The sequence below is a fragment of the Corynebacterium sp. HMSC056F09 genome (assembly GCF_001815785.1).
GTDB lineage: Bacteria > Actinomycetota > Actinomycetes > Mycobacteriales > Mycobacteriaceae > Corynebacterium > Corynebacterium hiratae.
Genome location: NZ_KV821885.1, coordinates 18041 through 31948, shown reverse-complemented (window position 1 = coordinate 31948; position 13908 = coordinate 18041). Strand labels below are relative to the sequence as shown.

At 62.6% G+C, this 13908-nt stretch carries 11 protein-coding genes; all 11 read right to left on the bottom strand.

The features are described 5' to 3' along the window. Window positions 1–51 precede the first annotated feature (51 nt). Window positions 52–561 (bottom strand): peptide deformylase, encoded by a 510-nt coding sequence (gene def, locus HMPREF3056_RS00265; RefSeq protein ID WP_070753894.1) that lies wholly within the window; start codon window positions 559–561, stop codon window positions 52–54. 127 nt (window positions 562–688) lie between these two features. Next, a complete protein-coding gene (locus HMPREF3056_RS00260) occupies window positions 689–2731 on the bottom strand; it encodes a primosomal protein N' (RefSeq protein WP_070753893.1) in 2043 nt (680 codons plus the stop codon). Window positions 2732–2742: 11 nt separating this feature from the next. Beyond that, on the bottom strand, window positions 2743–3966 hold the full coding sequence (gene metK, locus HMPREF3056_RS00255) for a methionine adenosyltransferase (RefSeq protein ID WP_070511728.1): 1224 nt from the start codon (window positions 3964–3966) through the stop codon (window positions 2743–2745). Window positions 3967–4081: 115 nt separating this feature from the next. Then, window positions 4082–5350, bottom strand: coding sequence for a bifunctional phosphopantothenoylcysteine decarboxylase/phosphopantothenate--cysteine ligase CoaBC (gene coaBC, locus HMPREF3056_RS00250; protein WP_070753892.1), 1269 nt, complete (start codon window positions 5348–5350; stop codon window positions 4082–4084). A gap of 151 nt (window positions 5351–5501) precedes the next feature. Continuing rightward, window positions 5502–5804, bottom strand: coding sequence for a DNA-directed RNA polymerase subunit omega (gene rpoZ / locus HMPREF3056_RS00245; protein ID WP_046649090.1), 303 nt, complete (start codon window positions 5802–5804; stop codon window positions 5502–5504). A 38-nt stretch (window positions 5805–5842) separates the two neighbouring features. Beyond that, complete coding sequence (gene gmk, locus HMPREF3056_RS00240; protein ID WP_070516581.1) at window positions 5843–6412, bottom strand: guanylate kinase; 570 nt, start codon at window positions 6410–6412, stop codon at window positions 5843–5845. A gap of 8 nt (window positions 6413–6420) precedes the next feature. Then, complete coding sequence (mihF, locus tag HMPREF3056_RS00235; protein WP_010186801.1) at window positions 6421–6741, bottom strand: integration host factor, actinobacterial type; 321 nt, start codon at window positions 6739–6741, stop codon at window positions 6421–6423. 270 nt (window positions 6742–7011) lie between these two features. Further along, window positions 7012–7860, bottom strand: coding sequence for an orotidine-5'-phosphate decarboxylase (gene pyrF, locus HMPREF3056_RS00230; protein WP_070681195.1), 849 nt, complete (start codon window positions 7858–7860; stop codon window positions 7012–7014). Next, window positions 7844–11185 (bottom strand): carbamoyl-phosphate synthase large subunit, encoded by a 3342-nt coding sequence (gene carB / locus HMPREF3056_RS00225; RefSeq protein WP_070753891.1) that lies wholly within the window; start codon window positions 11183–11185, stop codon window positions 7844–7846. The genes pyrF and carB overlap by 17 nt, the downstream gene beginning before the upstream one ends. A 30-nt stretch (window positions 11186–11215) precedes the next feature. Next, window positions 11216–12379, bottom strand: a complete 1164-nt coding sequence (carA, locus tag HMPREF3056_RS00220; protein ID WP_070753890.1) for a glutamine-hydrolyzing carbamoyl-phosphate synthase small subunit — start codon at window positions 12377–12379, stop codon at window positions 11216–11218. 115 nt (window positions 12380–12494) lie between these two features. Further along, on the bottom strand, window positions 12495–13883 hold the full coding sequence (locus tag HMPREF3056_RS00215; protein ID WP_070547357.1) for a dihydroorotase: 1389 nt from the start codon (window positions 13881–13883) through the stop codon (window positions 12495–12497). Window positions 13884–13908 lie beyond the last annotated feature (25 nt).

Sequence of the window (13908 nt, the reverse complement as noted above, 5' to 3'; positions counted from 1 at the left end):
TGGGTGCATGCCTTTCTCTCGTGAGGTTGATTGTTGATTAAAGTCTGACGCCTATGCGTTGAACCACTCCGACTGGCGGATGATCTTCATGGATTCCTTTCGCAACTCATCGCTCAGGCGCTTGAGGAACAACATTCCGTCGAGGTGATCCGTTTCGTGTTGGATGCAGCGTGCCATCAGTCCAGACGCGAGCATAGACACTGGGCGGCCTTGGGGATCGAACCCTGTAAGGCGTACGGTATTGAACCTTTCGGTGGGCTGGGAAATACCGGGGATGGACAGGCAGCCCTCTGGTCCCAGCTGAGTCTCTTGTCCCACTGCTTCCCACTCGGGATTGATGATGGCACCGCGCAGGCCGTGCTGATAATGAGAGCAGTCAAAAACGAAGATGCGCTTGGTCACGCCGATCTGGTTAGCCGCTAGGCCCACTCCCCCGGCGTCTTCCATGGTTTCCAGCATGTCCTGAGCAAGACGCTCGAGCGATGGCCCGAATTCGGTGATCTCCTCGGCCCGGGTGCTCAGGACGGGATCGCCATAGAGACGAACCTCGCGCACGGTCATAGTATGAACTCCTCGTGGTTTGCGGTCTTTCACGGTGAGCAGGGATGGCCATCCATAGTGCTCCTGCACCGAGAATAGTTCACAGTAAGCAGTGCGTCCCCTCCAGGGGTGGGGTCGGCTGCTCTGTCTATCCAATGTTGATCGGGTCCACGGCGATGCGCAGAGGCAACACATCCTTGCGCGCGCTGCGCAGCGAATTGGCCGTTCGCAGCGCCTTCCCAAGCTCCGAGCGCGGCCCCAGCGGCGTGCGGATCAGCAGGCGCTGGGGCTCACCGCCGCGTTCATGGTCATACTCGCCCGGCAAGCTCACCCCGGGCGGTAGCGGGACCGGGCCGAGAAGCTCCGCGTGCTCCGGTAGTTCGACCAGCTCCAGGAAAGCATCGAGCGAGGCATCGGCACCGTCGACGGCCGCCATATGCACCGCGGGTGGGAAGCGTACCTCGCGGCGTGCCTGCAACTCGGCCGCCGCGGCAGCCACCATGTCCCACCGGCTAAAGAAGCCCACGAGCGGGAGCTGCTCATCTGCTGCCACGATCACTGCCCCGCCCTGCGCAGCCGGGGCCACGAGGGTGGCGGCGGCGGCCCATGTGATCAAGGTATCCTCCGTAGCTCGGAGATCCTGACGGCCCAGCAACGCCCCGGTTTCCACCAGCAGCGCAGCACCATAGTGTCCTCCCTCGGCAACGCGTGGCTCCGCGCCGGGAGTGGCAATGACCAGCGCAGGACCAGCAGGGATCTCGTCGAGGACTGTGGAGCCACCTGACTGGATGACGCGAGTGTTGGGAAAGGCGCGCCCCATCTCCTCGGCGGTGCGCTCGGAGCCCAACACAATGGCCCGCAGCCGTGGGGAACCACACTCGGAACAGCGGTAATGGGCGTCGACACGCCCGCACCAGCGACACGTGGGCAGCGCGGCGGAGTCCTGAGACCCATCCGCCGCACCACGAGCAGAGGGTAAACCTAGCGGCCCGTTGCAGTGTCGGCACCGTGCCGGGGTTGAACACTGCCCACACGCCAGAATTGGGGCGTAGCCCTTGCGCGGGACTTGGACAAGGACGGGTTCACCGCGGTCGAGTGCAGCGCGGGTGGCTTGAAAAGCTGGGCCGCTGACCGACGTCGTCCCGCCCTGCATGTGCCGCGTTAGATTGATACCGAACGCACCCACCGCAACAATATCGGGGCGCGCCGCTTCCAGAGCTTCCGGAGTTGGGAGAAGATCGTGTGCCCATCCTGATTCAACCAGCAGCTGGGCTTCGGCCGTGCGCGCGTGGCCAGCGAGGATAAAGCTGCACTCTTCCTGCGCGGAACGCGTGCTCAACACCTCGCGCGTGTGGACGTAGGGCTTAAGGTTATCCACCAGGCTATCGTCACCGTCATTCAGGACAACGGCCAGCTTAAGATCTTTAACTGGGGCGAAGGCTGCGGAGCGTGTGCCAATGACGATGCGTGCTTGTCCCGTCAGTGCGGACAGATAGCGGCGGTAGCGAGCCTGCGGGCCAGTACTGTGCGCAAGCACCGTGATCTGCTTGGCGGAGAGGTGGCGACGAAACGCCGCCTCCAACAAGTCAAGGTCACGCTGATCAGGCACAACCATGAGCACCCCGCCGCCTTGCAGCGCCACGCTCGCGCCCAAGGCCGCAAGCGCGCCAGCCCAATCATCCCCCGGTGCGATCTGCCATGCTGCCCGCGCAATGTTCCCCGTGAGCACCGAATCCACGAAAGACTCGCCATGCTGGTAGCTCGACCACGCAGAGAGATCTGGGTGCTCTGCTGTGCCGAGCTCTTCCCAGGGTGTGGTGATATCCGCCTCTTCGGCCTTGGCGTGGCGCGCCGGGATGGCGGTGCGAATGATATCGGAGCGCACGCCGCCGTAGCGGGCGGCAAGAGATTCAATGAGCGCCGCCATGGTCGGTGTGTACACCGCATAGGGGGAGATGACGCGTTCGATATAGCGAAGTGACCCGGAAAAATCAGAGTCGCTGCTGCGGGAGAGCAGGATGGCGTCTACCAACCTGCCGTTGAAGCGAATACGCACCCGCACGCCCGGTTGCGCGGCGTCGGAATCCGCCTCATCAATGAGATAGTCGAAGCTGCGGTCGAGGTGCGCCACCCCTAACAAGGGCAACACCCGCGCAACCGGTTGTTGGGCGGCGGGTGTCTTCTTGGGCATAGCGCCCGATTCTACAGGCCGGCAGCGCGTCGTAGGTCGACGGCCCGTGAGGTATCCTCCCACGGAAGGTCGACATCGGTGCGGCCGAAGTGACCGTAGGCCGCGGTTTGGCGGTAGATCGGGCGCTGGAGGTCGAGCTCGCGAATGATGGCGGCCGGGCGCAGATCGAAAACCTTGTCCACGGCAGCCTGAATGTCGGCGTCGCTCAGCCCGCCGTGCGCAGTACCGAAGGTCTCAACATAGAGGCCAACCGGCTTGGCGCGGCCGATGGCATACGCCACTTGCACCTCGGCGCGGTCGGCAAGCTCTGCGGCCACGATGTTCTTGGCTACCCAACGCATGGCGTAGGCAGCGGAGCGGTCCACCTTGCTCGGATCCTTACCGGAGAAGGCACCGCCGCCGTGGCGAGCCATGCCGCCATAGGTATCCACGATGATCTTGCGGCCGGTCAGCCCGGCATCACCCATGGGGCCACCGAGGATGAAGGAGCCAGAAGGATTGATGAGCAGCTCGGTGTCTTCGGTGTAGTACTTGCTCAAGTCGGCGTCGTTGACGACCCATTCGACGACGTGCGTGCGCAGCTGCTCGGCCAACCACTCCTGAGTTACGTCCGGATCGTGCTGGGTAGAGATGACGATCGTCTCCAGGCGCGTGGGTACATCATTCTCGTCATAGGCGTAGGTGACCTGGGTCTTGCCATCGGGGCGCAGGGAAGGCACGATGCCCTCCTTGCGCACCTGAGTGAGACGACGCGAGAGGTGGTGCGCCGTGGAAATCGGCAACGGCATAAACTCCGGGGTCTCGTTAGTGGCATAGCCAAACATGAGGCCCTGGTCACCCGCACCGTACTGGTCATCATCTTCAAAGGTACCGGAACGAACCTCGGTGGAGGCGTCCACGCCGGCCCCGATCTCTTGGGACTGCTCACCAATGGCGACGTTGACACCACAGGTATGGCCGTCGAAACCAACGTCGGAGGAGGTAAACCCAATCTCCACGAGGGTCTTGCGAACGATCTGCGGGATCTCTACATAACCGGTAGTGCGCACCTCACCGACGACGTGCACCTGCCCCGTCGTCACGAGGGTCTCTACGGCGACGTGGGCGTTGGGGTCTTCTTCGAGGAGGGCGTCAAGAATGGCGTCCGAGATCGCGTCACAAATTTTATCCGGGTGGCCTTCTGTTACGGATTCGCTGGTAAAGAGGCGTACCGCCTGTGCAGTTCTTTCAGTCACAACTTTTCCTTAAGCTAGTTCTGCGCGTCGTGGGTGGGACAGCGCCTTGCCCACGCCTCGGCTGATAACACCGCCCCATCGTAGACCAAGCGGTCTACAGCTGCAAGAACGACCACTACTTTTTCAGGATTTCATTCACAGCTTCAAGTATCTGCGCGGCCACGACCTGTTTCGAGCCAGGCTCGACCACCACTGGCTCGGCATCACGCCGCAGGATCCACCCAGCGCTCGTAGGCTGTCCAAAGACCTTTCCCTCCCCAACCTCATTGGCCATGAGTACATCGCAGCCCTTCTTTGCGAACTTCCGCCGGGCGTACTCCAGGACAGTCGTCGTCTCATCACCGGTTTCTGCGGCAAAGCCGACGATGATGGCATCGGGGTTGAGGGTGCCACTGTCGCGGCGCTCGACGAGGCCCTTGAGAATATCTGGATTTTCTACCAGTTCCAGATGCGCCAAATCGGCGTCCGCGGACCCCTTCTTCATCTTTGACTCAGCCACGGAAGCTGGGCGATAGTCCGCAACGGCCGCGGCCATGATGACGATGTCCGCGTCCGCGGACTCTGCATTCATTGCCTCCTGCATATCGCGGGTTGAGGTCACCCGCACGACCGCGGCACCGGAGGGAACCGGAAGCGCCTCCGTATTACCAGCAACGATGGTGACATCGGCACCCCGCTGTGCGGCAATCTCAGCCAACGCAAAGCCCTGCCGCCCGGACGAGCGGTTGCCAAGGTAGCGCACTGGGTCAAGGTTCTCTTGCGTGCCGCCAGCGGAGATCACGACCTTCCGGCCCTGCCAATCATGGCCCACGCGGTGCCCGGCAATGATGGTGCGAGCAAACTCCGCGATCTGCTCCGGATCCGGTAACCGGCCTGCGCCCGTATCGGTACCGGTCAAGCGGCCGTGGGCGGGCTCCATGACAGTAACTCCGCGACGGCGCAGCGTAGCCACGTTGTCTTGGGTTGCCGGGTTAAGCCACATCTCCGTGTGCATCGCTGGGGCGATAATCACCGGACACGTCGCAACAAGGGCGGATGCGCTGAGAAGATCGTCGGCGCGACCACCGGCCAAACGCGCGATCAGGTCCGCGGTTGCCGGGGCAATAACGATGGCATCCGCTTGCTGGCCTAGGGAGACGTGCTGGACTTCATCCACCGCATCAAAGACCGTGGTCGACACCGGATGCCCCGACAAGGCCTCAAAGGTCGCTGCCCCAACGAAGTTCAGCGCAGCCTCGGTAGGAATCACGCGAACATCATCGCCATGCTCAGTGAAATCGCGGATAAGATGGCACGCCTTGTAGGCGGCAATTCCTCCCGCCACTCCGATGAGGATGCGCCGCCGTTGAGCCGACCCCGCCCCTGCGGACTCTGGATGATTCACGGCGCTACTTTCTTGAGCTTCTTGGAAATGCTGTACGTCCTTCACTCGGACGATGTTACCCAAGACGCACTGAACCCACCCAGTATCTTGGCAGACACGTGGGTGGGTTCAGTTCAGAATGTGCTGTAGGCAGCGACCGGCACGGAAAAGCTTAGTTGCCTTCCTCGTGGTCCAGCAGGCCGGCTTCGATTTCGCGCAAAGCGATGGACAGCGGCTTCTCCCCCGGTTCTGGGGTCACCAGCGGTCCGACAAACTCGAAGACGCCTTCATCCTGTTCTTGGTAGTAGCTGTTGATCTGGCGTGCGCGCTTAGCGGCAAAGATCACCAGAGCGTACTTGGACGAGACCTTGCCCAGCAGCTCATCGATCGGCGGATCGGTAATGCCCGTCGGCGGATCGAATACTGGTTCCGGCTTAACGGCCTCAGAATTAGCAGGTGTGGTCACGTTGGTCACATGCACCTTTACTGTTGGTAGATGGTCAAAATCGTGGTCTATCCACGCAGGATAGCACTAATAGCAGCAACGGCCTCATCGAGATCTTCATTGACAACGATGTGGTCGAACTCCTTTTGCGCGGCAAGCTCCGACTCAGCGGTCTGCAACCTGCGATCGATGACATCCTGCGGTTCGGTCCCACGCCCTGTCAGGCGCTCGACCAAAACTTCCCAAGATGGTGGGGCGAGAAACACGGTTTCCGCCTCCGGCATCGCCGCCTTCACGTTGCGGGCGCCTGCAAGATCAACCTCTACCAACACCGGGCGTCCAGCCGTCATCGCTTCTTGGACCGGCTGAGCGGGCGTCCCGGAACGCTGCAAACCGCCGTGGATCTCTGCCCATTCGAGCATGTCACCGGCGTCGATATGCTGTTGGAAGGTCTCTGGGGAGACGAAGAAGTAGTCCACCCCATCAGTCTCTCCGGGACGGGGTTGGCGCGTCGTCATGGAGACGCTGAAGTAGAGGTTGTCGACATCGTCGCGCAGGCGCGAAACCACAGTGGACTTACCCACAGCAGACGGCCCGGCCAGAACGACCAGGCGCCCGCGTGCAGTTTCGTCAGCCATTGCGCTAATTACTCGCCGTAGCCGAAACGCTCGAGAAGGGCGCGACGCTGACGGTCACCCAGGCCACGCAGACGGCGGGTCTGAGCAATCTCCAGGTCCTCCATGATTTCCTTAGCCTTGACCTTGCCAACCTTCGGCAGGGCCTCGAGGAGAGCGGAGACCTTGGTCTTGCCGATGATCTCATCGGTCTCGGCCTTCTCTAGAACTTCCTGCAGGTTGGTCTCGCCGCGCTTCAGCGCAGCCTTGAGCTCAGCGCGAGCCTTGCGGGCCTCAGCGGCCTTTGCGAGAGCTTCTTTGCGCTGCTCATCTGTCAACTTGGGAAGGGCCACGGGTTTCCTCCGATTTCATTAGTTCGAACATTGTCATCTGATGGCTAGCACCAGAATCTCGGCTCACGGTGGGAAGGTTTCCCCAGCGCGGGATAGCTTTTGCTACCTCCACGAACCGACTTCTGGCAATCCTAGCACTGGTCTGTACGCGATGACGTAACGCGGCCCCCTTCTTTTAAAGGTTCCCGCACGTCAACGCACATGCCTTAAACAAAATACCAGGTAAACGGCGCGCCCGTTAATCCAGCACGCCGCTACCTGGTCTGATTTTTAGTCTCGGAACTCCGCCGCCGTATCCACTACGGCTTTCCGCAGGTCAGAGACATTCGGCCCCTGCGAAAGAATGGCCCGGGAAACGTTGGCAAAGCCGAGCTCGGGCGCCGCTGCGGTGAGTTCCCTTACATCGGCGGGCGTGGCGCCCTGGGCGCCCACACCCGGCAGCAGCACCGGACCGTTTAATTGGTCTAGTGCAGGCGGAGCCTCCAACGTCGCGCCAACGACAACACCAAGGGCACCCACGGTGGTGTCTGGCCCAGCCGCGGACGCATTGCGCTGTGCAAGCTCATCGACGACGCGCTGTGCCACGCTGCGGCCGTCGACGCTCAACGACTGCAACGCCACGGCCTCCGGGTTGGAGGTCGCCGCAAGGACAAAGACCCCGCGTCCAGTATGCTCCGCTAGGTCGAAGACTGGGCTCAAAGCGCCCACACCAAGGTAGGGCGAGACCGTCACAGCATCAGAACGCAGCGGCGAGTCCTCCCCCAGCCAGGCTTGCGCGTAGCCCGCCATGGTGGAACCGATGTCTCCGCGCTTCGCGTCCGCTAAGCTCAGACAGCCCTGCTCGCGGAGCCCCGCGAGGGCCTCCTCAAGAACTGCGAAGCCGCGCGAACCGAAACGCTCAAAGAAGGCCACCTGTGGCTTCACCACTGCGGCAGTCTCAGCGAAGGCCTCTACACAGCGCAGGGTAAACGTGCGCAGACCATCCACATCAACCGACAGGCCCCAGTCCTCCAGCAGATGCGGGTGCGGGTCGATGCCTACGCACAGGCGCCCGCGCTCCGCACCGGCTGCTACGAGGCGCTCACCGAAAGACGGCGTCTTCCTAGTTTGCTGGGTCATGCTCAAGCTCCTGCAGCGCGCGCACCTTGAGATCCCCGCGACGCAGAGCCTCAATGCCCTGCACGGCGGCGGTCACGCCCTGGACGGTGGTCACCAACGGAATACCCACGGATACGGCAGCAGCGCGGATGTCATAGCCGTCGTGGCGGGCACCGGCGGAGCCTGCCGGGGTGTTAAGGATGAGATCTACCTTTCCAGCGAGAATCTGATCCACGATGGACTCCTCGCCCTCCGTGGCCTCCGAAACCTTCCGGGCGACCTCGCACTCGACGCCATTGCGGCGCAGCATCTGCGCGGTTCCAGCGGTAGCCACAATGGTGTAGCCCATGTAGGCCAGGCGCTGAATCGGGAAGATAAGCGTGCGCTTATCGCGGTTGGCTACGGAGACAAACACGGTGCCTTCGGTGGGCAGCTCGCCGAAGGCGGCCATCTCACCCTTGGCATAGGCGGCACCGAAGTTATCGGCCAAGCCCATCACCTCACCGGTGGACTTCATCTCCGGAGACAGCAAGGTATCCAGTAGCTGGCCATCGGGGCGACGGAAGCGGTTGAACGGCAGCACGGCCTCCTTGACCGCAATCGGGTGCTCCAGCGGCAGGGAACCACCGTCGTAAGTAGACGGGATGATGCCCTCCTCGCGCAGCTCGGCGATGGATGCCCCCAGCATGACACGCGCGGCGGCCTTGGCCAGCGGGACGCCGGTGGCCTTGGAGACGAAAGGCACGGTGCGGGAGGCACGCGGGTTGGCTTCGATGACGTAGAGGGTGTCATCCTTCAAGGCGTACTGAACGTTCATCAAGCCCTTGACGCCGATGCCATGCGCTAGGCGACGCGTCGACTCCCGCACCTTCTCAATATCCTCAGGTCCCAGCGTCATCGGCGGCAGAGCGCAGGAGGAGTCACCGGAGTGAATACCGGCCTCCTCGATGTGCTCCATCACGCCGCCGAGGTAGACCTCCTCGCCGTCGCACAGCGCGTCGACGTCAATCTCGATGGCGTTATCCAGGAAGCGGTCGACGAGGACCGGGTGATCCGAGGTGATCTCGGTAGCGCGCTCGATGTAGTTGCGCAGCGAATCCTCGTCGTAGACGATCTCCATGCCGCGGCCACCCAGCACGTAGGACGGGCGGACCAATACCGGGTAGCCGATATTCGAGGCGACCTGGCGGGCCTCCTCGAAGGAGGTCGCGGTGCCGAAGGCCGGTGCGGGAAGCTCGGCTTCAGCAAGCACCTTGCCGAACTCACCGCGGTCCTCCGCCAAGTCGATGGCAGCGGCAGACGTACCCACGACCGGAACGCCGGCAGCGGTCAGGCGCTCAGCCAGGCCCAGCGGGGTCTGTCCACCCAGCTGGACGATGACGCCGGCAACCTCACCGCACGCGGCCTCCGCGTGGTAGACCTCCATGACGTCCTCGAAAGTCAGCGGCTCGAAGTAGAGGCGGTCTGCCGTGTCATAGTCAGTCGACACCGTCTCCGGGTTGCAGTTGACCATGACCGTCTCGTAGCCCTCACGGGAAAGCTCCAGGGCGGCATGCACGCAGGAGTAATCAAACTCGATACCCTGACCGATGCGGTTCGGGCCAGAGCCCAGGATGATGACCTTGCCCTTCGTCTTCTCGTCGCTTGCGCGGACCTCGGACTCAGCGTTCGGATCCAGCTCATAAGTGCTGTAGTGGTACGGGGTCTGCGCCTCGAACTCACCAGCGCAAGTATCGACGGTCTTGTACACCGGGCGAATACCCAAGGACCAGCGCAGGGAGCGCACGCCATCCTCGCCAGCGAACTCTGGGCGAAGAGCCGCGATCTGGGCATCGGACAGGCCGAGGACCTTGGCGCGGCGCAGCAAATCAGCGTCCAGAACCGGCGCACTCACGAGCTCCTCGCGGAACTGGACCAGCGCCTCCAACTCAGCGAGGAACCACGGGTCCAAGTGGGAGTGCTCGTGCAGCTGCTCGATGGTCGCACCGAGGCGCAGGGCCAGCTCGACGTCGTACATGCGGCCCTCTGTCGGGCGCTCCAGGTCCTTGAGAACGGCCTCGAGATCCGTAGCGCGCTCCCCGGCAAAGTACTCATCTGGCTGGGTCCAGAAACCTGCGGGCTTGGATTCCAGGGAACGCATGACCTTATTCAGGCCGGAAATGTAGTTGCGGCCGATACCCATGGCCTCGCCCACAGACTTCATGGTGGTGGTCAGGGTGTCATCGGCGCCCGGGAACTTCTCAAAAGCAAAGCGTGGAGCCTTGACGATGACATAGTCCAGAGTCGGCTCGAAAGCAGCCGGGGTAACACCGGTGATGTCATTGCGCACCTCATCGAGGGTGTAGCCAATGGCCAGCTTGGCGGCCAGCTTGGCAATCGGGAAACCGGTGGCCTTGGAGGCCAGCGCCGAGGAGCGGGATACGCGCGGGTTCATCTCAATGGTGATGATGCGGCCATCATCCGGGTTCACTGCGAACTGGATGTTGCACCCGCCGGTGTCGACGCCCACCTCGCGAATGATGGCGATACCCTGGTCGCGCATCTTCTGGTACTCGCGATCCGTCAGAGTCAGGGCCGGCGCCACGGTGACGGAGTCACCGGTGTGGACGCCGAGGGCATCGACGTTCTCGATGGACGCGATGACCACCACGTTATCGTCGCCGTCACGCATGAGCTCGAGCTCGAACTCCTTCCAGCCCAGGATGGACTCCTCGATGAGGACGTTCGCCTCTGGGGATGCAGCCAAGCCGCCGCCGGCAATGCGCTCAAGGTCCTCCTCGTTGAAGGCCAGGCCCGAACCGAGGCCGCCCATGGTAAACGACGGGCGAACGACAACCGGCAGGCCGAGCTCGGCGACAGTCTCGTGGACCTCCTCCATCGTGTGGCAGACGCGGGAGCGCGCGGATTCGCCGCCGATGGAGGCGACAATATCCTTGAACTTCTGGCGGTCCTCGCCGCGCTCAATCGCATCGATATCGGCACCGATGAGCTCGATATCGTACTTCTTCAGGATACCCAGGCGGTCCAGCTGCACCGCGGCGTTCAGAGCGGTCTGGCCGCCCAGGGTTGCCAGCACGGCGTCGATGGGGTTGCCCTCTTCCTTTTCCTTCTGGAAGATCTTCTCAATGAACTCGGGCTCGATGGGCTCCACATAGGTGTGGTCGGCGAACTCCGGGTCCGTCATGATCGTTGCCGGGTTGGAGTTGACCAGCGTAACGCGCAGGCCTTCCTCCTTGAGCACGCGGCAGGCCTGGGTACCGGAGTAGTCGAACTCGCAGGCCTGGCCAATAACAATCGGACCGGAGCCGATAACCAGGACGTGATTGATGTCGTTGCGCTTTGGCATGTGTTTCTTCTTCCTTTTCCTGGTTGCGTTCTACTTGTTCGGGGACTTTTCAGTCATGAGCTCGATGAACTGATCAAAGAGCGGGTTAGCATCGTGCGGGCCAGCCGCGGACTCAGGGTGGTACTGCACGGAGTACGCCATGCCATCCTTGAGCGCAACACCTTCAATGGTGTTGTCGTTGAGGCAGGTGTGAGACACCACTGCCGGGCCGAAGTCGGTCTCGAATTCCTCACCGGCCGGGTCTTCCTTGCCCGAGGGGCTGGCCAGGGCGAAGCCGTGGTTCTGAGAGGTGATGTCGATCTTTCCGGTCAGTTGGTTGCGCACCGGCACGTTGATGCCGCGGTGGCCGAACTTCAGCTTGTAGGTATCCATGCCCAGCGCACGGCCGAGGATTTGATTGCCGAAGCAGATACCGAAGAACGGGTACTTGGCGGCGAGGATGTCTCGGACAATGCCAACCATGGTGTCCGCAGTAGCCGGGTCGCCCGGGCCGTTGGAGACAAACACACCATCCGGCTTGTACTGCTTAATCTCCTCGAACGGGGTGTTGGCGGGAACCACGATGGTCTCGATGCCGCGCTCGGCGAAGTTCTTCGGTGTGGCGGTCTTGACTCCCATGTCGTAGGCCACGACGGTGAAGCGCTTCTCCCCTACGGCCGGGAAGGTATAAACCTCATCAGTCGAGACCTCTGCCGACAGGTCGAGTCCGGCCATGGAGGGCTGGTTCTTTACCTCAGCGATGAGCTCCTCGACGTCCCGCTCAGCATCGGCACCGGAGAAGATACCGGCCTTGATGGAGCCGTGGTTGCGCAGGTGGCGCACCAGGGTGCGGGTATCGATGCCGCTGATACCAATGATTCCCTGCTTTTCCATCTCCTCCGGCAGTGAGCGCTCGGCGCGCCAGTTGGAGACGCGGCGGGCAAGGTCGCGGATGACCAGACCGGCGACCCAGATCTTGTCGCCGTGGGACTCATTGTCCTCATCATTCCAGCCTGTATTGCCAATCTGCGGCGCAGAGGCTACGACGATCTGGCGGTGGTACGACGGATCCGTCATGGTCTCCTGGTAGCCCGTCATGGCGGTAGTAAAGACGGCTTCGCCCAGGGTCGTACCCGTGGCGCCAAAGCCAAAGCCACGGAAGGTGCGGCCATCAGCGAGGACCAGGATGGCGGGGGTGGTGCTAGTGGAAGTCACTGTGTGTTGAACCTTTCAGTGAATTTTCTCGGTGAAGGGTGGTTGTGTTGGGGACGTACGTTGGTGTGCGTTGACTACTTAAGTGGTGAGCAACTCTGATTGTCGATTATCCCGATTACTCGGCCGCCTCGCTGCCGCTTTCAGCCGCTAGGTCGTAGGTCACCGCACCGCGCAGGATGGTGTAGGCCACGCGTGCGCCGAATTCCTCCCCCTCGTACGGGTTGTTCTCCGACTTCGATGCCAGGCGCGTGGAATCGGATACCCACTGGTGTTCCGGATCAACGATGGTGAGGTTCGCTGGCTCTCCCACCGCAATCGGGCGGCCATGGCCGGGCAGGCGGGTGATCTCTGCCGGGCGTTCCGACATGACGCGGGCAACGAAGCGCCAGTCGGCCAGACCGGTGGCAACGAAGAGCTTGGCGATGACCGCCAGGGAGGACTCCAGACCCAGCATGCCCGGCTTGGCGTGCTCGAACTCGACGCACTTGTCTTCGCTGCCGTGCGGAGCGTGGTCGGTCGCCACGACGTCGATAAGCCCGTCGAGCAACGCCTGGCGCAGGGCCAGGGTGTCGGATTCCTCGCGCAACGGCGGGTTGACGCGGAAGACGCCGTCGTAAGTCACCAGCTTGTCATCGGTCAGCAGCAGGTGGTGCGGGGTCACCTCGGCGGTCAGCGGGATGCCCTGTTCCTTGGCCCACTTGAGAAGCTCCACGGTGCCCTTCGTCGAAGCGTGGCAGATGTGCATGCGGTTGCCATAGTCACGCGCGAGCAGTGCGTCGCGGGCGACGATGGATTCCTCGGCGACGCGCGGCCAGCCGCGCAGGCCGAGGCGGGCGGCGACCTCACCCTCGTGGGCGCTAGCGCCTTCGGTCATGCGGTGATCTTCTGCGTGCTGGGCCAGAAGAACGTCAAGGCCCTTCGCGTACTCCAAGGCACGTCGCATGAGCTGCGGATCCTGGACGCACTTGCCGTCATCGGAGAACATACGCACCTTGGCATCCGAGCGGGCCATCATGCCAAACTCGGTCAGGGTCTTGCCCTCGAGGCCTTTCGTGATGGAGCCAACCGGGTGGACATCGCACAGGCCACGTGCCTGCCCCTTGGCCCAGACGGACTCGGCGATGATCGGCTGATCCGTCACCGGTGACGTGTTAGCCATGGTGAACACTGCGGTAAAGCCGCCCTTGGCGGCAGCGCGCGAGCCGGTTTCGATGGTCTCGGTGTCCTCGCGGCCCGGCTCACGCAGGTGAACGTGCATGTCCACCAGCCCTGGCAGCAGCACGTTGCCGCCACCATCAATAGTGCGGTCCGCCTTGACCGCCGGGGTCACGCCCCCGGCGTCCCTGGCGTCACCGGCGTCAGCGGCAGCACCGATGGCTTCGATGACGCCATCCTTGATCAGGATGCTGGTGGGCTCACCCTCGCCATAGGGGCGAACGTTGGTGATGAGCAGAGTGCCGGCCGCGGGAGCAGAGAGCACGCCGGTGTCTGGATAAGTAGTCATGGATTCTTCAGCTCTCCTCGTTGCT